The 25,740-nt window shown below is 37.7% G+C and carries 23 protein-coding genes; 10 read left to right on the top strand and 13 right to left on the bottom strand.

Annotated features, from left to right (window positions below; genetic code table 11):
* The 5 genes from AACU95_RS17305 to AACU95_RS17285 all read left to right on the top strand — a co-directional run.
* A partial coding sequence (locus AACU95_RS17305) for an EscU/YscU/HrcU family type III secretion system export apparatus switch protein (protein WP_202608873.1) occupies window positions 1-492 on the top strand: 492 nt, incomplete at its 5' end.
* A 121-nt stretch (window positions 493-613) separates the two neighbouring features.
* Window positions 614-1,132, top strand: a complete 519-nt coding sequence (gene sicA, locus AACU95_RS17300; protein ID WP_141192281.1) for a type III secretion system translocator chaperone SicA — start codon at window positions 614-616, stop codon at window positions 1,130-1,132.
* Window positions 1,133-1,136: 4 nt separating this feature from the next.
* Window positions 1,137-3,296 (top strand): type III secretion system translocon subunit SctE, encoded by a 2,160-nt coding sequence (sctE, locus tag AACU95_RS17295; RefSeq protein WP_017628509.1) that lies wholly within the window; start codon window positions 1,137-1,139, stop codon window positions 3,294-3,296.
* 24 nt (window positions 3,297-3,320) lie between these two features.
* A complete protein-coding gene (locus AACU95_RS17290) occupies window positions 3,321-4,151 on the top strand; it encodes a type III secretion protein (protein ID WP_161734768.1) in 831 nt (276 codons plus the stop codon).
* A gap of 59 nt (window positions 4,152-4,210) precedes the next feature.
* Entirely contained in the window at window positions 4,211-5,257 is a 1,047-nt protein-coding gene (locus tag AACU95_RS17285; RefSeq protein ID WP_017827364.1) for an IpaD/SipD/SspD family type III secretion system needle tip protein, read from the top strand.
* 107 nt (window positions 5,258-5,364) lie between these two features.
* Here the strand turns inward: AACU95_RS17285 and AACU95_RS17280 are convergent, their stop codons facing one another.
* The 6 genes from AACU95_RS17280 to AACU95_RS17255 form a co-directional block, all read right to left on the bottom strand.
* Window positions 5,365-7,314 carry a TonB-dependent receptor plug domain-containing protein gene (locus AACU95_RS17280; RefSeq protein ID WP_012368469.1) on the bottom strand — a complete coding sequence of 650 codons (1,950 nt, stop codon included), beginning with the start codon at window positions 7,312-7,314 and terminating at the stop codon, window positions 5,365-5,367.
* Between the two features lie 130 nt (window positions 7,315-7,444).
* Window positions 7,445-8,293, bottom strand: a complete 849-nt coding sequence (gene modD / locus AACU95_RS17275; protein WP_004245821.1) for a ModD protein — start codon at window positions 8,291-8,293, stop codon at window positions 7,445-7,447.
* The gene (locus AACU95_RS17270; protein ID WP_004245820.1) at window positions 8,290-9,114 is read right to left on the bottom strand and encodes a class I SAM-dependent methyltransferase; all 825 of its coding nucleotides are present in this window, start codon (window positions 9,112-9,114) and stop codon (window positions 8,290-8,292) included. The genes modD and AACU95_RS17270 overlap by 4 nt, the downstream gene beginning before the upstream one ends.
* Complete coding sequence (locus AACU95_RS17265; RefSeq protein WP_004245819.1) at window positions 9,101-9,895, bottom strand: ABC transporter ATP-binding protein; 795 nt, start codon at window positions 9,893-9,895, stop codon at window positions 9,101-9,103. The genes AACU95_RS17270 and AACU95_RS17265 overlap by 14 nt, the downstream gene beginning before the upstream one ends.
* Window positions 9,892-10,890 carry a FecCD family ABC transporter permease gene (locus tag AACU95_RS17260; protein WP_017628510.1) on the bottom strand — a complete coding sequence of 333 codons (999 nt, stop codon included), beginning with the start codon at window positions 10,888-10,890 and terminating at the stop codon, window positions 9,892-9,894. Before AACU95_RS17260 ends, AACU95_RS17265 begins: the two co-directional genes overlap by 4 nt.
* Complete coding sequence (locus AACU95_RS17255) at window positions 10,887-11,918, bottom strand: iron ABC transporter substrate-binding protein (protein ID WP_017628511.1); 1,032 nt, start codon at window positions 11,916-11,918, stop codon at window positions 10,887-10,889. The genes AACU95_RS17260 and AACU95_RS17255 overlap by 4 nt, the downstream gene beginning before the upstream one ends.
* 234 nt (window positions 11,919-12,152) lie before the next feature.
* Between AACU95_RS17255 and gntR the strand changes: the two genes are divergently transcribed.
* The 4 genes from gntR to AACU95_RS17235 all read left to right on the top strand — a co-directional run bounded on the left by gntR (window position 12,153) and on the right by AACU95_RS17235 (window position 16,421).
* Complete coding sequence (gntR, locus tag AACU95_RS17250; protein ID WP_004250141.1) at window positions 12,153-13,148, top strand: gluconate operon transcriptional repressor GntR; 996 nt, start codon at window positions 12,153-12,155, stop codon at window positions 13,146-13,148.
* A gap of 306 nt (window positions 13,149-13,454) precedes the next feature.
* Window positions 13,455-14,009: a gluconokinase gene (gene gntK / locus AACU95_RS17245; RefSeq protein ID WP_004245815.1), complete on the top strand. Its 555-nt coding sequence runs from the start codon at window positions 13,455-13,457 to the stop codon at window positions 14,007-14,009.
* On the top strand, window positions 14,006-15,343 hold the full coding sequence (gene gntU / locus AACU95_RS17240) for a gluconate transporter (protein WP_004245814.1): 1,338 nt from the start codon (window positions 14,006-14,008) through the stop codon (window positions 15,341-15,343). Before gntK ends, gntU begins: the two co-directional genes overlap by 4 nt.
* Window positions 15,344-15,494: 151 nt before the next feature.
* Window positions 15,495-16,421: a methyl-accepting chemotaxis protein gene (locus AACU95_RS17235; RefSeq protein WP_004249221.1), complete on the top strand. Its 927-nt coding sequence runs from the start codon at window positions 15,495-15,497 to the stop codon at window positions 16,419-16,421.
* 66 nt (window positions 16,422-16,487) lie between these two features.
* On the opposite strand, the gene AACU95_RS17230 is transcribed toward AACU95_RS17235, so the two are convergent.
* From AACU95_RS17230 to AACU95_RS17200, 7 genes are all read right to left on the bottom strand, one after another.
* On the bottom strand, window positions 16,488-17,720 hold the full coding sequence (locus tag AACU95_RS17230) for an SGNH/GDSL hydrolase family protein (RefSeq protein WP_004249223.1): 1,233 nt from the start codon (window positions 17,718-17,720) through the stop codon (window positions 16,488-16,490).
* Complete coding sequence (locus AACU95_RS17225) at window positions 17,695-18,888, bottom strand: SGNH/GDSL hydrolase family protein (protein ID WP_012368465.1); 1,194 nt, start codon at window positions 18,886-18,888, stop codon at window positions 17,695-17,697. The genes AACU95_RS17230 and AACU95_RS17225 overlap by 26 nt, the downstream gene beginning before the upstream one ends.
* The gene (locus AACU95_RS17220; RefSeq protein ID WP_004245806.1) at window positions 18,875-20,293 is read right to left on the bottom strand and encodes an MBOAT family O-acyltransferase; all 1,419 of its coding nucleotides are present in this window, start codon (window positions 20,291-20,293) and stop codon (window positions 18,875-18,877) included. The genes AACU95_RS17225 and AACU95_RS17220 overlap by 14 nt, the downstream gene beginning before the upstream one ends.
* Window positions 20,294-20,457: 164 nt before the next feature.
* Window positions 20,458-21,252, bottom strand: a complete 795-nt coding sequence (locus AACU95_RS17215; protein ID WP_004250146.1) for a protein bax — start codon at window positions 21,250-21,252, stop codon at window positions 20,458-20,460.
* A gap of 275 nt (window positions 21,253-21,527) precedes the next feature.
* On the bottom strand, window positions 21,528-22,679 hold the full coding sequence (locus AACU95_RS17210; RefSeq protein WP_141192312.1) for a DUF4056 domain-containing protein: 1,152 nt from the start codon (window positions 22,677-22,679) through the stop codon (window positions 21,528-21,530).
* Window positions 22,679-23,821 (bottom strand): BamA/TamA family outer membrane protein, encoded by a 1,143-nt coding sequence (locus tag AACU95_RS17205; RefSeq protein ID WP_004245803.1) that lies wholly within the window; start codon window positions 23,819-23,821, stop codon window positions 22,679-22,681. The genes AACU95_RS17210 and AACU95_RS17205 overlap by 1 nt, the downstream gene beginning before the upstream one ends.
* Window positions 23,821-24,810, bottom strand: a complete 990-nt coding sequence (locus AACU95_RS17200) for a hypothetical protein (RefSeq protein ID WP_141192311.1) — start codon at window positions 24,808-24,810, stop codon at window positions 23,821-23,823. Before AACU95_RS17200 ends, AACU95_RS17205 begins: the two co-directional genes overlap by 1 nt.
* Before the next feature lie 357 nt (window positions 24,811-25,167).
* Here AACU95_RS17200 and AACU95_RS17195 point away from each other — a divergent pair, with 357 nt between their 5' ends.
* Window positions 25,168-25,629 (top strand): regulatory protein RecX, encoded by a 462-nt coding sequence (locus AACU95_RS17195; protein ID WP_012368461.1) that lies wholly within the window; start codon window positions 25,168-25,170, stop codon window positions 25,627-25,629.
* The last annotated feature ends 111 nt before the right edge of the window (window positions 25,630-25,740 follow it).

Below are 25,740 nucleotides of genomic sequence, written 5' to 3'. Positions count from 1 at the left end.
CCTATTCTTATTTTAAATATTATTGCTGATTTCTTTTTATTCATAAAAGATATGATGATGGAAAAACATGAAGTTAAGCAAGAACATAAAAATATGGAAGGAAATCCAGAAATAAAATCGGTACGTAGACAACTTCATCAAGAATTACTCGATGAGCCAATGAAACGTGTGATCCGCGACTCATCAGCTGTTATTGTCAATCCCACACATGTCGCGGTAGGTATCTACTTCGATCCTGATAATGGCATAATGCCAATAGTTTCATTGAGTTGTACTAATGCTAAAGCATTAGCAGTAAAGGCCTATGCCAAAAAAGTTGGTACACCCGTTATTCGTTATCCTGAATTAGCAAGGAAGCTACATCATAAATATCATTTATTTGAAGTGATAATAGATCAAGATTTATTAGATGTTATGGATGTTCTTATTTGGCTAAAAAGAGTAGAAATTGAAGGGTTATCTCGAGAAGAAATGGACTATATCAATAATTAATAAATTTAGTCGAAATATTTATAATTATGAATATAGACGTGTGTTTTATTAAAGTGGGTAATTAATAATTAAGTTAGAATATTATTATTAATTATTCATCATAGATGAAAGGATTATCATAATGTCAGCATATGAAAAAATGTCAGAAAAAGAATTAGATCAGCTCGCAAACTACATTGTTTCTATTGTACAAAATGGCGCATCTATCAAAGATGAAAGTGAAATTCCAGATGGATTTATGGAAGGGATTTATTCATTTGCGTATGATTTTTATCAGAAAGGGAAGTTAGATGAAGCTGAGGCGATTTTTAAGTTTTTATGTCTCTATGATTTTTATAATGTTGATTACATTATGGGACTTGCTGCAGTTAATCAATTAAAAAAGCAATATCAAGCAGCTATCGATCTTTATGCTTTAGCTTATCTAAATGCTAAAAATGATTATCGACCTGTTTTTTATGCTGGACAATGTAATTTATCAATTGGTGAAAAAGAAAAAGCTAAATATTGTTTTCATCAGGTGGCTAAAAATATTAATGATCAAACGATAAAAGAGAAGGCTAATAGCTATTTAGAGCTATTAAAAGATATTCCTCTTGTTGTCCTTAATAAAGAGGAAGAAAAGGAAGAAAAGGAATAATAGTATGAATAAGATTAATCAAAGTAATGAACATAGTAGATTAGCTTCGCCTTTTGTTTCTGAAGAAGTAAAAAATGTTATTAAAAATACTACTAAGCAAGCAAATGCAATTAATAATATAAGTAATTATGTGACTACTCAACAACAGAAGGAGAATCAAAGTAAGTTTGATATACCACTTCTTAGAGTACCTCATGAACAGGAGAGGAATGCGAAAAGAATTAATATTCAAGATGATCCACAATATAAAATGACGACATTTTCACTAGAAAATGATGAAGACAATACTAAGCCTTCCTTAGCAGAAGAAGAACCGAAGAATAATAAAAAAAAAGATGATCATCTTGACGTATCTGCACAACAAAATTCATCATTACCTACTTCCAGTCCCGATCATTTAGAAAATAAAAAATCCAACAAAGATTATGATTTTTTATTTTTACAATTATCTTACCAGCATGTTATACATGAAGATATTTTGAATAAAATTAAAGATCCAGAGAAATTTGATTATTACAGAGATAAATTACAAAAGCTATCTAATGGCATAGATGATTTAAAAGAACTTTTTAAATCTGGCTTCAATGAGCTTGATAAAACCAAAGGTGCTTTTGTTGATTACTGGATGGAAGTTTATAACCAAATAAAAGAAAAGAATTTCAAAAAAGAGTCTGAAGTTAAAAGTTTTTTAAATAATTGCAATATTCCTGATTCATTAATTCAACAGTTATTATTAGGAAATATTCACTCTAAAGTGGATATGGAAAAAGCCCTTGAAGATGTTTTCCCTTTCTTAAACTTTCCTAGTGATTTTTCTAAGCTTTCATTAGATGAACTAGATAATTTATCTAAAAAATTGGATGGTTTTTTTGATGATTCTTTTAATTACCTACCAAATATTTCTTTAAGTGAAGATAAAATCAATAAAATTACTTCACATACTGATGAATTAAAGGCATTGATCAACAAAAAAGAAAGTGAATCAATAAAAAAACAATTAGCAGAAATAAGAGGTCTATTTAAAGAACTGACTATTTCACAAAGTTCCTTGGAGCTTGAAATTGCATCTAACTCTTTATCCGGTATGTCATTACTGACATTTCTGTTATCTAAGACACGTGAGTTGACGTTAAAGGTCATGTTACATCGTTCGGAAAGTGAACAGAAACTTTTTAATGAAATGCAAGAGGTGACTGAAAAATCACTTAAAGATAAAGTTGAAGAGCAAAAATCATTAATCAAAAAACAAGAAGAAATTCAGTTTTGGGCTGGTATTGGTTTAAAAATATTAGGCGGATTATTAACGCTTGTTGCAGGTGTTTCTTCTATTTTTACCGCTGGCTCTTCAATGGTATTAATAGGAGTCGCAACAACCTTATTTGTTGCTGATGCTGGGTTAACTATTGCTGATGAAGTGTATCAATCTATTCATAATAAATCTTTTATGGATGAGATTATGCAACCCATATCAGATGCGGTTATGGAAGCTATCGATAAGGTTAGTGATTTTCTAGTGAGTTTAGTTAATAGTTCTTTGGATGGACTCAAAGAATTAGGGCTAGATAAAAAAATCATCGAAGAGATGAAAAATTCAATACAAGACAAATTGAAAATGGCAACTAAAATACTTGTCACAGTCGTTTTATTTGTTGCCGCTACGGCATTGAGTTTTGTTATTGGACCTGCCATGAAAGGTATTTCAGATGCGGTTAATAAAATATCGAATCAGCAAATTAGACAAATACTAAAAAAAGTGCTCAATGATGGACTTGAAGCGGTATTGGGGAAAATGATCAAAGATATCATTATTAAAGCGCTTGAAGAAGCACTGGAAAAAATTGATAAGCAGTTAGCTAAAGAGATTTCTAAAAAAGCAAGTATTATGTTGAATAGAACGGTGGTTGCTTCTAAGTTAACCAATTCAGCAGCAACAAATACTGTTAATATTTATGGTTCTGTTATCGCGTCAAAAATAATCCAGTCTATTGCCGGTAGTAAAAAATTAACTGCGGTTTTAGATATTATTCAAAAATTAATGGATAAGATAATGGAAACTTATCATGAGAATATTGATTCTATAACAGATATTTTAAAAAACCTCAGCGATAAATCTTCAGTAAGTAATAAATTAAAATCAGACATGATAAGAAATATATCTATTTAAATAAAAAATTAGTGAGGTATAAATATGAGTATGAAGATTAATAGTGATAATGTATCTAATCACTATCAAACTACAATCAATAATGCTGATGAAGGTGAGGGTATTATTGATAGAAATAAGTTATATAAAGAGGTAGCACCTAGCTTAAGTAAATTAACAGGAATAGACAGAGTTAATCTAAAGCCTGTTTTATCTGAACCAGAGCATATAACTAAACCAGATCTTAAACAGATATTAGATTCATTAGAAGTAGATAATGATAATGATATTTACGATCATGTTAAAATAGAAAAAACAGGGATTTTTAATTTTGTTTCAGACGATATGATGAAATTAATAGATCTCATTGTTAAATATTTAGAAACAATGATAAAAAAATTTGAAGCATCCAGAGAAATGGGTGTGATGCTAATGAACATTGAATTGGATATAGCCGATAAAGTAAAAGATAATCTTAATAAAAAAGCCAATATTATGATTGGTTCTGCAATTACTAGTGCTGGAATTTCTATGGCTATACATGGTATGGGAGCCACTTTTTCTATTAAAGGGATGGGGAAAGAGCTTATTGGGCATTCCAATCCAACCATAGTGATGGGAAATACTATTTCATCTTTGGCAGATCCATTAGCAAGGGTTGCAGACCAAACTATGCAATCTGAAAGTAGCACAATTGAAGGTGAACAAAAAGTATTGGATGCGAGAGGAAGTATTAATAATAATGTGATTAATAATAACAATGAGATACAGCGAGAAGTGACTGAAGTTATAAGAGCATTATTACAAGCAATAGAAGCGATAATTCATGCTCAGCAGGATGCAGCTTCTACGATTTCTTCAAATGTAAGGGCTTAATTTAAAAGATAAAATCATATTTTTTTATAAACTTTTATTTAATATAAAAGGTTAAGATTATGTCTAATGATATTTCAGTTTATACTGAGGGGATTAACGATTTACCTCATTTAAATACTAGAGTAAATACTGATAATTATTTCGAAAACCTGCTAGAAGATGAGGATTTTTTATCTTGGGAACCTAATCGGGAATATCAAGATATGAATTATGATAATAATAGAAAGAATAAATTTATAGAGAAGTTACCTGATACAGATAAATATTATTATTTAGATGATGATTATAATAAAACCATTAATGATAAAAATAATTTTTTAAATCAATTTTCTAATGATCTAAATGATCTTAGAAAAAAAGATAATAGTTATGAGACTGATTCGTTAAGTGATCTTTTTAATAATGTTAAACAATCTATTGTTTCAGGCAAAGCGGATTATCTAGATGTATTAAAGGATATCTTTTCTAACTACATGAATTTTGTCAATGAACTAAGGCAAACCATATCTAATTTAAATAAATATCAGAAAGCAGGAAGTAAAGAAGGTACGGTGAATTTTGATTTTAAATCTTTTTTTAATGACTTATCTAACATTAGAGATAAATATAAAAATCCAACAGGTACTGTCGACGATCCTTTTGTTTTTAAATCTCGTTTGTTTTTTCAACATCAAAAGGATGGGACATATTTACGCACCATTGATGGCCAAGAAGTTCATTATAGCGATCTACAACAGGTAAATAATGCGGCAGATGCGTTAGAAAAACTATTAAAAGGTATAAATGGAATAAGCGTATCAATACAAAGGCGTGGGGGGGAGCCTGATGTTGACATTGATTGTCGAGGTAGAATTGATTGTACTGACCTAGAAAAATTGCTAAATGATCTATCTAAGAAGGTATCTAACACGGATGATATTAATCAAACAGAATTTGAGTTATTCAGAAAAACCATCGACGCATTAGATAAGAAAATTAACACTAATTTAGATGAACTTTCCAAAAAATACAGTACAGCAAATAGTAATTATGATAATTTTGTTAAGATTGTCAGTAGTACAATGAACACTTTATTAGAAATGGCAAAAGGATTTTTACGTTTCTGATATTTTATTAATAGATTATTTTTTGCATATAATATGGATTTATGAATATTGAAAAATAAGCGCTATTATTTTTTAATAGCGCTTTTACTTATAATTGAGTGAGCTGATTAGAATTTATATTCAGCGCCTAACCAATAATTACGGCCATCTTCTATATAACCTTGTGTATATTGATAAGATTTATCAAAAAGATTATTAATGGAAGCATTAACTGAAATACCATATCCAACATCATAATCTAACCGTAGATCGGTTTTTGTATAGCCAGCCAGTTTATTATTCTCATCTATACGGTTATAAGTCCAACTTTGTGCTTCTTCTATAATAGTAAAGCGCACTTGTTCAACAGGAATAAAGGTTAACCACATATAGGCTTTATGTTTTGGTAAACCTTCAATATGGTCAACTTGCTTTGGATCACTATGGATATAGCTATAATTTAGGCCAAGTTCTAGCCAATCGGTCATTTTCCCTTTAGTACCAATATCCAAGCCTAGATAATCAACACGTCCACTGTTTTGGTTTTGAAATAGCGCTTCACCGTGACGATAAAGCGTATGCGCCATAATGGCATCACTTACACGATTGTAATATAGGCTAGTTTGGTAGCCCCATTTCTCATTGAGATAACCTTCGTAGGTCATATCAAAGGATAATGCGCGTTCTGGATCTAAATTGGGGTTAATAATCCCTCTTGATCCATCTTTGGGTTTTTCGGTGGTATAGCGCTCTTTTTGGGTAGGGAAGCGACTGCGATCAGAGATTGTAAAACGTATATTATCGTCATTGGCTAATGAATATTTAGCCATGATTTCCCAGTTAATGGCATTTTGTTTGTTGTTATCAGCCTTTTTATCTGTATCGATACTTTTGCGCCAGTCGTAACTTATGGCGCCAACGACATCAAGATCGTTACTCACTACCCATTGATATTCTGTGGCTAATGACCAAGTTCTATCTTTAAAACGTACCCAATCACCGTTTTTTTCTTTTTGGGCACGGTGAACGTCATCTTTCCAATGTACCGCAAAAGAGAGCAGATCACTTTCCTCCATATCGATACCGAATTGTAATGCAGCGCCTGTGCTGTGATCATCATAATGGCTATAATCGACCCTATTACCTTTTTTAGGATACATATAAAGGGTATTTTCAAACTTATCATGATAAGCACGACTTTGTAGATTTATGCTATCCGTAAGTTGTGTCACACCACTATAGTAGTAACTCTCTTTATTATAATCTGGCCATGCCCAATATTTATATCGACCTTTGGCATTAGGATCACTATTCGGTGGACTATTTTTATTACCATCTTGTTTTACATAGGTGAGGGTATATTCGTCAGAAGCGCGTGGTGTCCAACCCACTTTGATCATTCCTCGTTTATCATCTGTTGCTGAATGACTACGACGTCCATGTGTCCCAACTGCGTTATTATTTTCATCTGCATTAGGTATGGGGGTAAAACGTTGCTGGAGTTGACTGCCACTAATTTGGATAAAACCATATTCAGTACGTGCTCCTAAACGAGCACTCATGTTATGAGCATAATCAGCACCACGAGCAAAACCTTGCGAATAAGCAATATGACCTTCTAATGGTTTGCGAGGCGTTGCGGTGGTGATATTAATTGCACCTCCCATCAGATTAGGGCCTTGCAGTAATGAGGTATAACCTTTGTTAACTTCGATACTGGCGAGATCGTTAGTGGTAAAACGCGCTAAGTCGAGATTGCCATCATAAGGCACATAGGTTGGAATACCGTCAAAGAACACCGGAACTTGGCGACTATCAAAACCACGTACTTTAAGGGTATATTCGTTACGATTACCTGATTTTTGCATCACAATACCAGGTAATGTTGCCAGTGCTTGTGCCGCATTGACTTTATTTTGTTCGAGCATTTGTTGTTGTGTTAATACATCGGGATTTGCCGCAATGGGACTGCTCCAAACGGTTAATACATCAGGGATTGATTGCTGGTAAGTTGTCTGGGCTATTACACTGCAAGGCAGTAGAACAAGGAATAAACAGCATAGAGGTGTTAGTTTCATTATTTTAATCTCAATATATAATTGTTTATATAACGATAGGCGCAAGTTAAAGTTACAAAGTGAGTGCTTACCTAATGTAGGCACTCATCTTTATCAGTCAATAAACTAATATTTTTATCTGTGTTTTGATTTAATTTTTAGGGTAAAGGCGAACTTTGATATCACTAGGTGGTGCGTAATAAGGTGCTGATGTCACCATTAAGCCGATCCCTGTTTGGGCATATTTTTCAATAGTATTTAGATTAATTCCCCCAGCGACAGAAAGATGACAGCGTGGGGCAATCTGCGGAGCCTCTTGTTGTAGTAAGGTAATATCTTCAATAGAAAATTTATCCAGTTGTAAGATATCTGGCTGCGCTTTTAACGCTTCTCTTGCTTGTTGTAAGTTATCTGCTTCCACAACAATGCATTTTTCAGGTGCTGCTTGGCGTAACTGTGTAACCTGTTGTAACCAATTATTTGGCTCGGATAAAAAATGACGATGGTTAGCAAAGAGTAAAATAGTTTCAGAACAGCCTTGGCGATGAATAATACCACCACCCGCAAGTACCGCTTGAGTGGCCAGTAATTTGGTATTAGGGATATTTTTACGTGTACACGCAATTTGCCCTTTAGGTTGGTAGCGATGATAGATTTCGAGCATTTTTGCCATATAGTCACTCACACCACAACTCCATTCCAGCACGTTTTGCACCACTTTCCAGCCTTGGTGTAGTGCATCTGCTCGACCTTCTGCACTAATTAAACAATCACCTTGCTTGGCAAAATCACCTTCTTGTAGATGTGCGGTGACAGTCAGTCCTAATTTTGCTAATAAACGGCAGCCTAGGGTGATTCCACTGACGCAGCCGGCTTCACGACATGTAAAAGTTATTGTGCCTAATTGATGGTTAATATTGAGTGCGCGACAAGTCAAATCGCCATATTGAATATCTTCCAGCAATAAATTATCAAGAAAAGCATCGGGATAATAAATCATAAGGTTAGCTCGCTTTCAGGAACGACATCCCAAGAAACCATCGCCCAATCACGCGTTGGCGAGATAAGGGCCACATCATTTTTCATACTTTCATGATAATAAGTGGTTAAGTGTGCAATTTCATTTTCGTTTAAAGGCCCTACAGAGAAGTTAATACTGTCAATAAACTGCTCAAGGCTATTAAAATTATTTTGGCAATTACGGCTACGGATATAATCTACTTTAGGGTGGATCCCCATTTGGTTAAGGATATTGACTGCGTAAATATAGGTCGGCAATGTGGGAACATTGCGACCTAATAAGCGAAGAATACGTTGATCAACAAAAGTGGGTGATACGGTGTGAGTGGTATAAACCCGTAATTTAGCTTGGCGATTTAGTTTTAACAGCGCAGCTTTTAAATCCATCACCAATGTGGAGCGTGAAGCGACCGCAATATCACAAGGTGGAAGCGCATCCCAATTATCTTCCCATGAATAATGAAGAAAATCAGCATGATGAATACCCGCTTGTGCGGCTCTACGTTTGGCAACGGTTAGCATGCCGGTACTATAATCTATCCCGATTATTTTTTTAAACTTGTCAGCAACATGAATACTAATAGAGCCAGGTCCACAGCCGACATCCAATAGTGTTTCAGCATCGGAAAAATCCATCATTTCACGAAACTTGATCAAATAGGGATCGTTGGGATCCGCACAGTTTTCTGCCATTTTTTCAGCGCGTTTATCCCAATGTTCAGGCTCTTTTTTGGTTCTTTGTGCCTGTTGCATATGGTTTTTATAAAGCTCAGCAAAATCTGTGGTTTCAATGGTGTTCATATTCTTGCCTATATGGATTGTTATTATCAGGGTAGGCGTAAAAGTGCGCCTGAATATCAGTGGGTTTCACATTATAAAGCTGAGCTAAATGTTCGGGGGTGAGCAAAAGCTCAGGTTTATCTTGTAAAACGTGGCGATGAGGGGTGAGTAAAATCACCTCATCTGCCAGTAAAGCGGCATGTTGTGGATGATGTGTAGACATAAACACACTTATACCCAAGGCTTTTAGTGTCTTAATTTGGTTAATTAGCTTGATTTGGTTACCAAAATCAAGGCTGGCAGCAGGTTCATCCATAATCAGTAATTTAGGTTGTTGCACCAAAGCCCGTGCAATCAATACCAACTGTTTTTCACCACCACTTAACGTATCAAAAGTGCGGTGAGCAAGATGCGAAAGAGAGAGCATTTCTAAGGTTTCCATTGCCATTGCTTTATCTTGTGAGCTAGGCATCGAGAAAAAAGAGATATGTGCTCCACGCCCCATAATCACCATATCAATCACTTTAAAAGAAAAAGGGAGGTGGGTTGCTTGAGGAACATAGGCAATCACTTTGGCTAAATCAGTTGGTGACCACTTACTTATTTCTTTGCCTTCAATGATAATATGGCCTGCAAGACTGGGTAACAAACCAAGTAAGGTACGCATCAACGTGGTTTTACCACAGCCATTTGCGCCTAATAAACAGACAATTTGCCCTTGTTTAATATAAAAAGAGAGGTTTTGGATCAAGGGTGTTGTTTTATAGCCAATTGTGAGTTGTTTAGCTGCAGTGATGATCATCTATCCCGCCTTGTTTTGAGTAATAACATCAGAAAGAAAGGCGCACCAATAGCTGAGGTTAAAATGCCTAAAGGCAACTCAATATTCGCAATAGTTCGTGCTAGTGTATCCGTTATTAATAACATTGTTGCGCCCACAAGTAAGGAAATAGGCAGTTGATATCCGAAGTTAGCACCAACTAACAATCTTGCGATATGCGGAACAATTAAACCTAACCAGCCAATAATACCCGCAATAGAAACTGCACTCGCGGTGATTAATGTGGCCGATAAAATAAAGATAAGTCTGGTAATTTCTACATTAAGGCCTAAGGAGCGCGCTTCTTCATCAGAAAGGCTGAGAATATTCATTCGCCAGCGTAATAAAATCAGTGGAATAAACCCGAGTAGCATTAAAGGTGCAACAGAGAGTAAATCAGGCGCCGTGATAGTTGATAGCCCCCCTAACAGCCAAAAAGTGATGGAAGGTAGCTGAGTATAAGGATCAGCTAAAATTTTCATTAATGAAATAGCTGAGCCACATAAGGCGCTAATCGCAATACCAACTAAAACGAGAGAAAGGACCGGATCCTGTTGTTTCGCCAATTTGGCAATAAAATAGACTAAAGCAACAGTGATAAGTCCTCCCACAAAAGCAAAAAGCTGAATTGACAACATGGAGTGACCAAGAAAAATACCCAATACAGCACCGACTCCAGCCCCTGATGACACTCCGAGAATATCAGGTGATACTAGTGGGTTACGGAACATACCTTGATAAGCCGCCCCCGCAATAGCAAGTCCACCTCCAATTAAAATGGCAGCAAGTACTCGAGGCAAGCGTATTTGCCAGAACACAGTTGCTGTTCGACTCTCTTCAATATGCCCGGTTAATTTGCTACTGACGACTGTCCACAGTTCATTGACTGTAAGTGAATACTTACCACTAGTGATAGCAATAACTACAACCACTGAGAATAACAGCAACAACAGTGTGATACGTGCTGATTGGCTCATGAAGACCTCATCAACAGCTGGCATTGCTCAGCACTTAACGATGTATGGTAAAAATAAGCAAAGTAATTTTGCAGATCTTGCGTGGCTTGTTTTGCTATTCGATGGTCAAAATGGCTCTGTAAGCGACGCATTCCCATTAAACGGTTGATACCAGGAGGGCCATCTAACCAGCCAAATGGTAAGCCTTTAAATAATAATACTTTATTATTTTTAACGGCTTGAATATTTTTCCATATAGAATCTTGCCTGATTTGCTGATAGGCATTTTCATCTTGTGTGATGATAACCTCAGGGTTCCACATAAGGAGTTGTTCAGGGGAAACATCAGTAAGACCGGTAAAACCAGCAATATCAGCGACATTTTCGAACCCTAATAGTTCAATAGCTTCAGTATGAATAGATCCTGTTGAGCCCGTTTGTAAGCCTTTTGCACCACGTGCAAGGTAAAAACGAGGTCTTATTTTTAGAGTAGAAGCAAACAAGGTCGCATCACTAAGATACTGCTCTGCAATAAGTGCTAATGTTTCTGCTTTTTCTGCCACACCTAATAAAGCCCCCGTTTGGCGTAACTGAGTGGGGCTGTCTTTTAAGCTGCCGTCAATTAACACATAAGGTACACCTGTTTGCGTACTAACACGTTTAGCTAATGAACGATAGGTTTCATCAACATTACCACTATCAATAATGATATCTGGCTCTAGCGCCATTAATGTTTCTAAGGAGAGTGTACTACCACGGCCAGACAGACGGCCTAAATGGGGCAATTTACGCAACTTGTCAGCAAATAAGCTACTTTTTCCTAGATTAAGCGAGGAGAAACCTAATAATTTTTCTGGTACTAAAGCCAACAACAGTTGGTCGGTTGGGGGGCCTGCGCTAATAACGCGATGAATATTTTCTGGTGTAGGAAGCACACCAAATTGAGCGGCGATACGTGAAGTGATTGCCGCTCTTGCACAACGTGGCAGTGCTGATAATGCTGCAAGCGTCGCTAAATAACTCAGAAATTGTCGTCTGTGGATAGCCATAGGTTCACACTGTAGTGTTGTTTTATATTAATAATCGTTATTTCATAAATTATATAACGATGCATACTATATTTCCTTTGGCTTAAGTCAAGGGAGAGGCATTCAAAATTAAATCTAAGAAGACATCCGATAAACTTTATTCGAAATAGTGTATAACCTAAGGATATAATCAGGTTTGTTAAATAAACCTCAAGTGCGTATTAATACTGATATTTTGGATAGTTACGATATAAAATGAAAAAAAAACGCCCCTCATTACAGGATGTTGCCGACCGTGTTGGTGTCACAAAAATGACAGTTAGTCGTTTTTTGCGTAATCCAGAACAAGTTTCCGAAGCATTACGAGTCAAAATCGCTCGTGAATTAGACAGCCTGAATTATATTCCTAATCGTGCACCTGATATTTTGTCGAATGCGACCAGCCATGCGATTGGCGTATTATTGCCTTCTCTTACTAACCAAGTGTTTGCACAAGTTATTCGTGGTATTGAATCTGTGACGGATAAATATGGTTATCAAACTATGTTGGCGCACTATGGCTATCAAGCAGAAAAAGAAGAAGAGCGTCTTATTTCTCTGCTTTCTTATAATATTGATGGCTTGATCTTAGCGGAAAGAACACACACACCCAAAACGGTCAAAATGCTGGAAACGGCGGGTATTCCGGTGGTGGAAATTATGGATAGTGTTTCACCTTGTTTTGATTCGGCGGTAGGGTTAGACAATATTGAAGCCTCGCGAAAAATGGTCAGTGAAATGATCCACCGTGGTTGTAAACGAATTATCTATCTTGGGGCAAGACAAGATGAGCGAACATTAATGCGTTTACAAGGATATGAACAAGCGATGCAAGAAGCAGGCTTACCCATAGGTCATGTGATGACACCTAAAAGCTCTTCTTATTCGTTAGGTACAGAACTTTTACATGAGGCACGCAAGCAATATCCTGACTTAGATGGGCTCTATTGCACCAATGATGATATTGCGATAGGGGCTATTTTCGAATGTCAGCGTATGGGGATTGCGGTACCTGAGCAAATTGCTATTTCCGGTTTCCACGGTCATGATGTGGGACAAGTCATGACTCCACGGTTAGCCAGTATTTTTACGCCACGTGATGAAATGGGACAACAAGCGGCGGATTTATTACTAAAAAGAATGAAGGGTAAAATTGCTCGTGGGCAAGTGATTGATGTGGGATTCCGTATCATCACCGGTGAAAGTATTTAGTTATTTATTTGATTATTAAATTATTTTTTTCTTTGGTAGGGTTTTTTTATTGACCCTATTTGGGATTATAGAGTGATATATCCTGACGTTTTTTTGCTTTGTAAAAATCAGTCGTTAACTTATCAATTACTTATGATTTTGTTGTAACTTTGTTGTTTTTCCACAATCTATTTGCGAGACGCTTCACACTTTCATTTCATAGTTTGTTTTGTAGGTTGTTTTTATCTTTCTGGATCGAGTAATGTTACCCGTAACAGTTACGGGTAACATTACAAAAAAGTTAATAACTGCCTAAAGGAGCAATATATGAAAGATACCCAATCCCTACACCATGTCTTTATCTTAATGGGGGTATCAGGCAGCGGTAAATCAGCGGTTGCAAATGGTGTAGCACAACGTATCGGTGCGGCATTTTTAGATGGCGATTTCCTTCATCCTCGTGCAAACATCACTAAAATGGCTTCAGGTCATGCTTTAAATGATGAAGATCGCAAACCTTGGTTACACGCTCTCAATGATGCTGCTTTTGCAATGCAAAGAACCAATAAAGTGTCATTAATCGTTTGTTCCGCATTAAAAAAACAGTATCGCGATATGTTAAGAGAAGGTAATCACTGCTTACATTTTCTCTATTTAAAAGGGGATTACGCGCTAATTGAAAGTCGTTTAAAAGAGCGTAAAGGTCACTTCTTTAAACCACAGATGTTGATTACTCAATTTGAAACATTAGAAGAGCCAACGAATGACGAACCTGATGTTTATGAAATAGATATTTCGCCATCTCTTGATAACGTGATTGAAAATGTCATCAACACTATAGAATCTGTTACTAAACCTATTACTGAGGAGAGTGCGGTATGAGTACATTAACACTGGTGCTAACTGCGGTTGGCTCCGTCCTATTATTGCTCTTCTTTGTAATGTATGCGCGTTTACACGCCTTTATTGCGTTAATGATTGTTGCTATTGGTGCTGGCATTTTCTCTGGTATGCCGTTAGAAAAAATCACGCAAACCATGCAAAACGGAATGGGGGGAACTCTGGGTTTTCTCTCCATCGTGGTCGCCTTGGGGGCAATGTTTGGTAAAATTCTGCATGAAACGGGGGCATTAGACCAAATTGCGGTACGGCTACTGAAATCCTTTGGTGAAAAACGGGCTAACTATGCACTGGGTATTGCGGGTTTAGTTTGCGCATTACCTCTGTTTTTCGATGTTGCGGTGGTTTTACTGATCGGGGTGGTATTTGCTGTTGCCCGTCGTACGGGGGGAAATGTTGTTAAAATGGCGATCCCTCTCTTTGCCGGTGTTGCAGGGGCCGCTGCCTTCTTATTACCGGGGCCAACGCCTATGTTGCTTGCTGACCAGATGAATGCTGATTTTGGTTGGATGATCTTAATTGGTTTATGTGCAGCTATTCCAGGTATGTTATTAGCGGGGCCTATTTTTGGTAACTTTATTAGCCGTTATGTGACCTTAGAATTACCGAAAGATTTTGATGAGCCAAGCTTAGGACAAAGTAAAATGCCTTCTTTTGGCTTCAGTCTTGCATTGGTCTTATTGCCATTAGTCTTGGTTGGATGTAAAACCATTGGTGCGCGTTTTGTTGAGCCTGACTCTCAGCTATTCAATATTCTTGAGTTTATTGGTCACCCCTTTATTGCCATCCTTGTGGCGTGTTTAGTGGCTATTTATGGCTTGGCTATTCGCCGTGGTATGAGCAAAGAAAAAGTCATGGAAGTATGCTCTGCGGCTATCCAACCTGCGGGGATCATCTTATTAGTCACGGGTGCTGGTGGCGTATTTAAACAGGTGCTGGTGGATTCAGGTGTGGGGCCAGCATTAGGGAATGCATTAATTGGTGCAGGTATGCCGATTGCTGTGGCTTGTTTTATTCTTGCAGGTGCTGTACGTGTTATTCAAGGCTCTGCGACTGTGGCTTGTTTAACTGCGGTTGGTTTAGTGTTACCGGTGATCAGTGAATTAGGTTATAGCGGTGCACAAATGGCGGCGTTATCGGTTTGTATTGCCGGTGGCTCTATTATTTTAAGCCATGTTAATGACTCCGGCTTCTGGTTATACGGTAAATTTACTGGTGCGACAGAAGGGCAAACCTTAAAAACATGGTCATTAATGGAAACCATTTTAGGTACTACAGGCGCAGTGGTTGGAATGATTTTCTTTGCATTTTTATAAAAATGAGCTGTTCCTTTTTAACAAATGGCGCATCAATAGGTGCGCCATTTTTCATTGCTATAAATCACCATTAAATCTGATAGAAAATAGTTAACAACTGATTAATCTACAGGTCTTATTGTTTTGTGAACATGGTGAGGCTGATATTTTTATGGGTGATTATAATTCACTGTTTAAACAGCATACGGAGTGTAATATTCATACTATTACACTTATTCGTGATTCCATTTTGGCATCTAGTCAGAAATTACAAGAAAAGCTAGCATTGCTGGAAGAAATGGAACATCTCTTTAATGACATGCTTATCAATGCAGAATCATTAGTGGTCTTTTTTAATGAAATTGATGAGCATTTTACTCATAGTAATGAAGAAATTGAGAATTTTGCTAAATGGCTAAATAAAATAAAAGATAGCGCTAATAATATTGATAAACTGTCAAATCAAGCCAATATATTATCAATTAATTCAGCAATAGAGGCAGGACATATAGGTCATGCAGGTGCAGGATTTTCTGTATTAGCACAAGAGATGAAAAGCCTTTCACAAAAGATCCAAAATCAGGCCTCAGAAATAGCGTCTATCAACAATAATGTAAGTGCCCGCTTTACACCAATAAAACAAAATACTCAGAAAAATCAAGAACAACTTAAGCAAATAAAAAATCTTGTTACGGAAGGTCATGCTAATTTATCTGCGCTTGCTCAACAAGCCAATGATTTAAAAAATATCTTTCAGTTTATGTCGATACAACAATTTTTTAATACTGTGAAAATAGATCATGTTTTATGGAAAGAAGCGATTTATATTCACTTATTAAATAATGATGATGAAAATTGTGTTAATCAGCATACTGAATGTCGTTTAGGAAAATGGTACTACCAAGGTGAAGGACGCAAATTTGCTGGCAGTGAAGCTTTTCGTCGTTTAGAAGAGCCTCATAAATTGGTTCATCAAAGTGGGCGTCTTGCATTGGCGGCGAATATGGCCGGTGATCAGGATGCGGTAGTGAAGTATATTCAGCAAATGGAACAAGCGAGTGTTGATGTCATTAAATATATTGATGCTTTACATAATTAATAATGCGATGACTGAGAGTCCACATAACGAGAAAGGAGCTGAGGCTCCTTTTCGTTATAATAATATCTAACTTTTATTAATCAGCGCTGATAATTGGCTATAGAGAGTATTTGCACTACTTTCATACCCTTCACGAGAAAGGTGGACACCGTCCGGCCTTGCAAGATCATAAATAGACCATGCTTTAATTGAGCACTCTCCACCCATATAATCGCGCCAATCCCAGAATAATGTACGCTCTTGTTGAGCGACTTCCTTTTGGATACGAATAATATCGGTTAACCATTGGGGTTGCTGAGAGCGACAATCTGATGCGTCTTTATTCTTAATAGAATCCGACGGACCAATTAATAAAATGGCACTATTCGGGGCTTGCTGGCGGATTTGACGAATTTTTTCAACAAGCAGTTGTCGGTAAGCCACTAAATCAAACGTATCATTAAAGGCTTCATTAGTGCCATAAGCTAAAATCACCATATCGGGATGTAATTGGCCTAATGTTTTACTCCACTGTGCTCCCCATTTATCCATCATATTAATGGTTGCGCCGTTAATACCTAATGCGGATAACATCACCCCTGGCTTTTGGTTGCTAATTAACCAACCGCCTAATTTTATCGGTTGGTTTTTACTAATCGTAATATTGATTGGGAAGGTGATCGTTGTGGGTTTAGAAAATTGCCATTCACCTTGTGTCTGTGAAAGTGAAAGTGTTTTACTGCCAGCGGATTGTAAATGGATTTGTGAAGCCGTAGGCGCCTTATATAACGCTTGTAATTGGTAACGCTGACCTGTTGTCGGATTTTCATTTAGTTGCAATGCTGACCATTTCGCGACTGGCTCAGCGATAAATCCCCCTAAGGGAAAATCAGGATCGCTTTCTTTGCGACTAGAAAGTAAATCCCACGCTTTTTTACTGCTTTGATATTGGATATTGGCAATACGTTGACCCGCAATAGCGGTAGGGGGAATAAAACCTATACCACCATTGCCATAATCAGCTTGAAAACGTTCACGTAGTTTACCACTGAAAAAATCCGCAGCGGTATGTGAATCACCCAACTGTACGATATGTACCCTTTGGCGTCGTTGCTTTAACTTTTGCGCAAAAGCGGCAAAGTTGGGATCGTGGTAGTTGTAGAGTTGTCTTGAACCATCTGCAGGTAACACGCTAGGTGTTGATAGCGTAAGAGATTTATCTTTCTCTTGGTTACAAGCGACTAACAGCGAAACCAAAGCCAGTATAATAGAACGACTGACTAAGGTTCGAGGTTTAAGGATGTGCGTTAATTGTTTCATTTGGCGTGACCATATTTTTGTCTGTTACATCATCTGGCACATCATCAACTTTTTGCAGATGGATACGCGAGAATACCTGCTGAGCAATGATTTGTTGCCCTTTTAAACTAAAGTGAATACCGTCGCCTGCTCTTAGCTTCACGCGGCTGCTACCATCACCGATATAATCAGAATAAATATCTTTTTCATATTTAAACATATCATTGACAGAAAGGTAAATTTCTCCCGTTTTTTCTGCTTCTTCCCGGTAAAGTTGATTTAGATAAGCCATACCTTGAGATAATTTTTGCTTACGCATATTCGGAGGACCAATCCAAATCACACTCACATTATGTTGGCGCGCATTATCAATAATGCTGGCGATACGTGCGCGATATAAGGTACCCCACGCTTCACTGGCAAATTTTAAATAACGTCCGCCACCATCTGGGGGCATGTCCCAAGGATCATTAGGCCCTAAAAAAACAACCAGTAACTTAATGGAATCATCGCTAGCTAACCGATTAGCAATAGTTTGAGGCCAATTAAAAAACTTAGGATAGGCTAATCCTGTGCTCTGTTTGCTCAAATCAATACTGCTTATATTATAATCTGTTTGCAATTGACGTTTTAATAAGGGGGCAACGCCTTGCATCATTGAATCTCCAGCAAACAGCACTTTGTCTTTGGGAGATAATATGACATCTGTTTTTTGCACAATAGGTTTTTGGGCTTCAGCAGCGGCTTTTGTCAGATCAATAGTTGATGTATTTGCTAATGTACCTTGTGCATATTGACGTTGTAGGAGTTGTGGAAACTGTTGTGTTAATTGCGAAGCGGGGCGAGTATAGCCATTGATAAAATGTAGCCCTACTGCAAATCCTTCTGGAAAGGCGGTTTGTTCTTGACGAGGCGTTATTGGTTTAGCCTGATTATCCGGGTGATTAACTCGCAAATAATCACTATAGCTTGTTACTGCGACAAATACGCCATCTCGCAACTGACCTCCCACTTGCCAAGCATAATATTGTGATAAACCCGACCAAGGGGCTGGGCGATGGTATTGTTGTTGCCAAAAGCGCTCTAATGATGTTTGGTTTAGCCAAATAAGAAATAGTGTGCTGAAGAGCACCATTAAAGCCACTTTTACGGTCTTTTTTAAATTTGAACTGAAATCAAAAGCTGGCATAAATAAATCCCGGAACCCCATCAGGAGACAACATAAATATAATTGTAAGGATCAACGCTAATGGTAGTGGATAAACATACCAAGGCACTTTTTTCTCAAGTCGCGCAATAATTGCCCTTAAAGTGACAAAACAAGGATACAGTAAGAACAGTCCCCAGAACATAAACAGGGTTAGCCCTTCGGCTTGTAGCGACTGCCAAGCACCTGCACTAAAGAGTTGTTGAATTAATATCCAAGCATCATTGACGGTTTGGCTGCGAAAAAAGATCCACGCAAAGCACACAAAATGGAAGGTAATTATCCAAGATAACAACATTTTTAATGATGCTAGCATGCTATTGGCGTCATGTTTAGCGGCGGGGAAAAGGCGGTGTTTGATATTTAATATCACCACACCAATACCATGAATGGCTCCCCAGATAATAAACGTCATAGCTGCGCCATGCCATAAACCAGAGATAACCATCGCGGCAAAGGCATTCACATTTTGTCGAATAACGCCCTTACGATTTCCCCCCAAAGGGATATAAACATAATCGCGAATAAACGTTGATAAACTTATATGCCAACGACGCCAAAAATCAGCAAGATTGATGGCTAAATAAGGTGCATTAAAGTTACGAGGGACAACAAAACCCAGTAATAGCGCAATACCTGTCACTAAATTGGTATAACCCGAGAAGTTAAAATAGATATGCCATGCATAAGCATAGGTCGCCACCAGTACTTGTCCGCTAGTGGCTAAATCAGGGGCATTAAAAATAGGATCGACATAATTTGTCGACAACCAACCACTTAACCAAAAGAGCTTAGCGATTGCTAATACAATCAGCATGATAGCCCCTTTATAGTCGATAATTTTACGGGTTGGTGCTTGAATTTGTGGTAAAAATTGTTTGGCACGATTAATCGGTCCCGCCACAATGCTTGGGAAAAAGCATAAGTAGAGCACGACATCAAGAAAAGGGGCTTTAGGGATCTCTTTGCGACACACTGAAACGACATAGCTAACAGAGTGGAAGATATAAAACGATAACCCTAATGGTGCCAGTAGTTCAATAATTGGCAATTCAACACTTAATCCCCACTGTGAGAATAGTTGTGTCAATGATTCTTGGAAAAATGAGTAATATTTAAAGGCAGTAAAATAGAGGGCAACTAACAGCCCCAGTAACCAATAAATCACTTTCGTTGATGTATAGCGGGTGAGTATATTGGCTAATGAGTAAATCAAAAGCGTATAGCTTAATAAGATAACAGCAGGACGGTAGTCGACATAGAATAGAAAAGCATAACTTACTATGATGAGTAAGATATTTTGGATCTTAACCTGTTTTTGGAAGAGCCAATAGATAATAAAAAAGCTCGTAAAGGCTCCGAGAAACTCGAATGAAAAAAAATTCATAAATGGCTCTAAGGGTGTGATTTAACAGTCATACCAAATGTGTTACTCCCTATATTATGAATTATTAGCTTGCTTTCAATCAAAAGATTATCTTGTGATAAATAAAAGCCACTTTTCAGATAAATGAAAAGTGGCTTTTGTTTGCTATGAATAGCTATTTAGGACTAACTTTCTCGTTTCGACTGTAACTGAACTTGCGTGATCAGCTTTTTATTTGAGTCGAACATTTCGGTCAGATAATCATTGTAACTTGAACCTAATTCTGAATAGCCTTTCAAGTCGGTGATTAACTGGCGTGGATCGAGTTGCTGTTGCGTCATTCTTTGCTGTGCTCTTGATGAGCGCAGTGAATTATAGGCGCGGTGCGTATTGAGATTACGCATATAAGCAATCACTGAGCCTTCAATATCCGGGTAGGCTGCATAGCCTTTGGTTTTCCCAGGGACATTATTGCAAGACCGGTTACCACATCGCATACCGAATAAGTTATTGTTTTGCTGTGCCAATTTTGATGTTCCCCAACCTGATTCTGTTGCGGCTTGCGTTGCGACAAAATGAGTCGGAATAATATCAACGCGAGCCAGTAACGAATCCCAATTCACTTTTTTGGGGCTGGTACATGTTACGCCATAGTATTGACAGATTTCACGCAGTTTTTTCAAATCTGCGCTGCCCCAGTGTTGGGCTTTACGTTGAGCGGTTAACCACTCACGATCTCTCAATATCTTATTATTAATGTTATCAATAATAGGAACTATGACATTTAAAAACGCTTTCTTACGCTGAGTTCCCGAGGGATATTTTTTCAAATCTGGCAACGAGGTTGTCGTGCTTTTGAATGTATCCGCCTGCAGCATTCGGGAACTGCCGGTACTGGTAGAGGCAAAACTCACACCAGTAAAGAGTAGTGAAATCAAGAAAGCGAAGACGGCACTTGTCCTCATCAATTGAGAGGGCATTGCTTCTCCTCGTTTAACTGGATAAAAATCGAACGAATACTAGCAAATTACTTTTTCTATAGCTACAAAATATCGCCTTACATTAGGATAACTACGAGTGCATTGTTAATAAAATGTATCTTATTTACTGGAACACCTCGTTTTATAATCGCTTTTTTCTTTTAACAAAAAATGTGATTTTTGATTATTGTTCAGTTATTCTTATATAAATTAATGCTATTTAACTCAAATTTATCATAATTTAGCGTTTTTAATATGTCAATTTTGTTCAATATTTAGTCATTTTTTGTTGTTTTTGGTCGAGTTTTTTGATCGATTTGGCGAGCTTTTTCTGCTAAATCAGCAAAATCCGCTTCTTTCCAATATGTTTTAGGGATGGGTAAATTTGCCATCTGTTTAGTAGGCCAAAGCTGAAATTCTGCTAATTGTTTTAAAGAATAGCCTGCGTAAACATCGGGTAATGTCAGGTAATGAGGTGGAGTTGTCTCCCCAAAAGGCAATACCGGATAGCGTTTGTCAGCAAGATGATAATCACGCTTTAATACTAAAAATTTATCGGGTACCCGCTCTTGGCTATTCCACCATTGACCATCAATTAAATCAAACCACTGCTGGGTGGCCTGACGAGGTTGCGCCTCTAGTTGAGCGAGTGCTGAGGGAATAATACGCTGCATTGATTGGTTATAGTGCTCAAGGTTTGTGGCATCACCATTGAGGATCAGGGTAAGTGATAAGCGCGCCCCCATTAGGTTAGAGTAGAGATCTTCTGGTGAGAATGCGGAGATCCCTTCTGAAAATCCCGCTACAGAGCGATAACCGTACCACTGTGCAATCTCATGCCATACGGCAAGGCGATAAGCTAAACGCGCGGCAAGATAAGCACTTAAGGTATAACGTTGTCGATCACTACTAGGAGGAGTAAAGCGGTTAAAGTGAATTTTACGCTGTGCTAATTCGTCACTGAGTGTTAGCGTCCACTCTTGGCCTAATTTGGGATAGATATGGCTAAAGAGATAATAAGTATAATCTGCGGTATCACGAATATGGGCGATATCAAGAAAGCCCCCTTTATGTGAATAGACTATGCCCGACTTTTCACTGCCTATGCCTAATACTGCGGCAGTTCCCAGCCAAAAGTTATCGTTATAGCGATGATCACCTAAAGTAGAAGCTTCAACAATATTATCGATACGATAAAAAGGAATAGGTATTCCCCATGCTTTGACTTTTAAATTATAGCCAAAAGCACAGCAAGGCCTTAATCCATTAGGTGCATCAAGTGCGGGGGGCGTTTGCCAAACTTGTGAGGCTTCTTCTTGAGTCTCACTTTCCAGATGAGCAGCAATGGTTTCAGACACAGATGAGGTAGTGCATCCTGAAATGACCAATATGAAGATGATATTAAAAATAGCCAAACGCGTTAACATCAAAATGCCTCACCCACTTGGAAATAAAATCCGGTGCTCTCTTTACCGACACCAAAATCGAGGCGTACATTCATGCGTGGTTTAAATTCAAAACGATAACCAATACCAACACTGGGTAGCCAATGTCCTTTACCGAGATCACGTGCTTGATTACTCAATGTGCCACCTCCGGCCCATAATGCAATACCATGACGCCAACTAAGTTTTTGCCGATACTCTATCTGACTAGAAAAGACATGATTATCTTGATAACGCCCTTCATAATAGCCACGCATCTGATGGCCGTTACTTAATTTAGACAGTTGCGTCCATGGTACATCTCCTGAGGTAAAGCGAGCATAGCTATCAAAGGCGAGTACCGCATCTTCGGTTAATGGATAATAATAGTTGTACTGCATTTGAGTTGCATTAAAACGGTTATTACTACCAGTATCCGATGAATAATGAGTATAGCTAATATCAAAGGCTTGGCCTTGGCGAGCGTTAGGCAAAAAATCGCGACTGTCGTAGGTAAAGCGCACACTTAATCCTGAACTGGTAGAGCGTAATGGCAAATGACGTTTGCTCATATAGGCTTTAAACTCATCATCAGGTGCTGCTGCTTGTAAGTTAGCGTAATCCCAACCTAAGCCAATATAGGTGTTTTTGGTAATTTGACGTAGCAATGTCGGCGTTAAATGTAGCTCTTGTGAACGATATTGTGCAAAGTTCTTTTTAACTCGTCCTTCATGATAGCCTTGTCCCCAAAAGTTGGTCGGCACATTATTTAATGCCCCAGTAAGGTAAAAGCGCCATGTATCATCAGCAAGGTAAGTATAGTTACTAAAAGTCATACCAAAAGCCCCGGTTGATGAACCAAAGCCACTTAATGACAGTGATGAAATTTTACTGTCGGGACGACTATCTGCTTGATAAAGCCCAACAACGGCGATCCCAAGCCCCAACTCTAATTCAGGGGTATAGAAAGGCCCGGGTAAAACGCCCCAGTCGATGGTTTTACTGCGATCAAAATTATTGCTCCCTCCTAGTTGATTTAACCATTGGTCGATTTGTTGTCTATCAGGAAAGAGTTGGGCATTCGCTGTGTGTGAAATAAATAGGCTGGCAAAGGCCAGCCCATAAATAAAAGATGTTTTAACCATTAAAAACGGAACTCACCAGAAACAAAGAAACTATTACGATTATTAAAGCCCACTTCGGTGATCACATTAAAGTTACGGGTGACTTCTAAACGAGCCCCTACCGTTTGGTTCCATTTATGAGCAAGATGTTGTTCAACGTCGAATTTAATATTGCCACCAAATGAATTAACCATATCTTCAAAGTTAGCTGGTAAGCTTAATTTACTTACGTCACCTTTGAAGCGTTGGGTAATATCTTGATACATGGCACCTGTCCACACTTGTAGCTTGGTATTACCTTGGCCGGTGATTAAAGGTTGAAGAACAAATTCATAGCCAACACGAGGTGAAATGACTAAGGCTTTAATATCCCCATCAAGAATATCAAGACTTGTTTTGGTGTAGTTTAAATCAAAAGTACCAAAAAATTGGTTATAACCACCCGCTAAAGTAAAACCAGCACCATAGGTTTTTCCTTCAAAATCTAAATTAAATATTTCATTTTTAGCAACAGGGATAACCAAAGGGCCGATTTGAACATTAACATTTTTTAAGACTGAACGAGATGTACCTTTTGTTTTACCATATAAGCCATAAACATTGAAAAAAGGCAAAACCCAACTATCTAATTTGAGCATATGAGTTTCACTCTTTTCGCGTGTATGTCCAACATCAATTTTGACTATATCACTAAGTTGAGGTAGTGCTGGTGATGAAAAACCAATTTTATCCACAATAATATCTTGACGTAGATTCATATAGCTATAGCTTGCACCAAATGGCTCTGGTAAATCATAACCACGGGCGCGAGCTTCATCACCCCAAATAGGTAATACGCGAGATTGGCTTGCAGGAGTACGGGTATCTAACGAACCTTCGCTATTTAACGCAGTGCCGCCAGATTGGCTTACACTTAAAGAGAGCAGAGGGCGATCGCTATCCGCATAAGAAAAGCCAGTAGCAAGAAGAGAGGCAGCAAACACTACCTTATTAAAATGAGAAAAGTTCATATATAACCCACAAAAATAAAAAATAACCAAATAGTAAGTAAAAGAGTAGCGCGAAATTTTAGTCTTTTTCTTATATATGGTCACCAGCTATAAGTGCTAATTGCAGATAAAAATGCTTAGCAATATGTATTATCACGGTATTATCTAAGTGTTTTTAACTAATAATCATCTTTATCTTCAGTTATTCTTAATAAAAGCAGATGATTTTATGGTGATAAATAACGGGGTTTACCAAGCGTGATTGTACTATTTTTGTACAGCTATTGATAAGTTCCGATTAATTGGTCGCATTGATAAGTAACTGCGATAAGATATGCAGGATACCAAACTGGGGTGCAATAACATTAAGGAGTTGCGATGACTTATGATGAATTATACCAATACGCTATATTTATGTTGTCGCGTCGTGATTATGGTACCACTGAGCTGAAACGCCGTTTAGCACGAAGGATCAACGAAGTCGATAAAGCTAAACAGAGCACAACCGATGAAAGATGCTTAGAGCAAGTGATCGAGCGATTATTAGAAGGCCAATATCTGGATGATAATCGCACGGTATATGCTTTTTTTCGTCGTTATTTAAGTAAATCTTATGGCCCGCTGCGTATTCGCCAAGAGTTACGGCAAAAAGGCTTTCCCAGTGAAATTATTGCACGGGTACTAGAAGAAACAGAAACTGATTGGTATGCACTCTGCCAAGATCTTAAAGAGAAAAAATTTGGTACAGGTAAACCCAAAGATTTTAAAGAAAGAGCGAAACAGATCCGCTATCTCCAATATCGAGGGTTTACTTCTGATTATATCAATGCGTTATTTTAATTGATTAACGAAGTGCCATGGCATATTTATCATCAAACTAATTTTTATAAAGAATAGTTAATTTAAGTGAAATGTTAATTTAAAACTATTCTTTAATAATAAACTTATTTT

The sequence above is a fragment of the Proteus sp. G4415 genome (assembly GCF_963896075.1).
Taxonomy (GTDB): Bacteria; Pseudomonadota; Gammaproteobacteria; order Enterobacterales; family Enterobacteriaceae; genus Proteus; species Proteus mirabilis.
The sequence above is the reverse complement of the archived record's forward strand: the minus strand, read 5'-3'. Positions and strand labels throughout refer to the sequence as shown.

Excerpts from the sequence above, each read along its gene's own strand:
- sicA (WP_141192281.1), top strand. The coding sequence starts at position 614 with ATGTCAGCATATGAAAAAATGTCAGAAAAAGAATTAGATCAGCTCGCA.
- sctE (WP_017628509.1), top strand. The coding sequence starts at position 1,137 with ATGAATAAGATTAATCAAAGTAATGAACATAGTAGATTAGCTTCGCCT.
- AACU95_RS17290 (WP_161734768.1), top strand. The coding sequence starts at position 3,321 with ATGAGTATGAAGATTAATAGTGATAATGTATCTAATCACTATCAAACT.
- AACU95_RS17285 (WP_017827364.1), top strand. The coding sequence starts at position 4,211 with ATGTCTAATGATATTTCAGTTTATACTGAGGGGATTAACGATTTACCT.
- AACU95_RS17280 (WP_012368469.1), bottom strand. The coding sequence starts at position 7,314 with ATGAAACTAACACCTCTATGCTGTTTATTCCTTGTTCTACTGCCTTGC.
- modD (WP_004245821.1), bottom strand. The coding sequence starts at position 8,293 with ATGATTTATTATCCCGATGCTTTTCTTGATAATTTATTGCTGGAAGAT.
- AACU95_RS17270 (WP_004245820.1), bottom strand. The coding sequence starts at position 9,114 with ATGAACACCATTGAAACCACAGATTTTGCTGAGCTTTATAAAAACCAT.
- AACU95_RS17265 (WP_004245819.1), bottom strand. The coding sequence starts at position 9,895 with ATGATCATCACTGCAGCTAAACAACTCACAATTGGCTATAAAACAACA.
- AACU95_RS17260 (WP_017628510.1), bottom strand. The coding sequence starts at position 10,890 with ATGAGCCAATCAGCACGTATCACACTGTTGTTGCTGTTATTCTCAGTG.
- AACU95_RS17255 (WP_017628511.1), bottom strand. The coding sequence starts at position 11,918 with ATGGCTATCCACAGACGACAATTTCTGAGTTATTTAGCGACGCTTGCA.
- gntR (WP_004250141.1), top strand. The coding sequence starts at position 12,153 with ATGAAAAAAAAACGCCCCTCATTACAGGATGTTGCCGACCGTGTTGGT.
- gntK (WP_004245815.1), top strand. The coding sequence starts at position 13,455 with ATGAAAGATACCCAATCCCTACACCATGTCTTTATCTTAATGGGGGTA.
- gntU (WP_004245814.1), top strand. The coding sequence starts at position 14,006 with ATGAGTACATTAACACTGGTGCTAACTGCGGTTGGCTCCGTCCTATTA.
- AACU95_RS17235 (WP_004249221.1), top strand. The coding sequence starts at position 15,495 with ATGGGTGATTATAATTCACTGTTTAAACAGCATACGGAGTGTAATATT.
- AACU95_RS17230 (WP_004249223.1), bottom strand. The coding sequence starts at position 17,720 with ATGAAACAATTAACGCACATCCTTAAACCTCGAACCTTAGTCAGTCGT.
- AACU95_RS17225 (WP_012368465.1), bottom strand. The coding sequence starts at position 18,888 with ATGCCAGCTTTTGATTTCAGTTCAAATTTAAAAAAGACCGTAAAAGTG.
- AACU95_RS17220 (WP_004245806.1), bottom strand. The coding sequence starts at position 20,293 with ATGAATTTTTTTTCATTCGAGTTTCTCGGAGCCTTTACGAGCTTTTTT.
- AACU95_RS17215 (WP_004250146.1), bottom strand. The coding sequence starts at position 21,252 with ATGCCCTCTCAATTGATGAGGACAAGTGCCGTCTTCGCTTTCTTGATT.
- AACU95_RS17210 (WP_141192312.1), bottom strand. The coding sequence starts at position 22,679 with ATGTTAACGCGTTTGGCTATTTTTAATATCATCTTCATATTGGTCATT.
- AACU95_RS17205 (WP_004245803.1), bottom strand. The coding sequence starts at position 23,821 with ATGGTTAAAACATCTTTTATTTATGGGCTGGCCTTTGCCAGCCTATTT.
- AACU95_RS17200 (WP_141192311.1), bottom strand. The coding sequence starts at position 24,810 with ATGAACTTTTCTCATTTTAATAAGGTAGTGTTTGCTGCCTCTCTTCTT.
- AACU95_RS17195 (WP_012368461.1), top strand. The coding sequence starts at position 25,168 with ATGACTTATGATGAATTATACCAATACGCTATATTTATGTTGTCGCGT.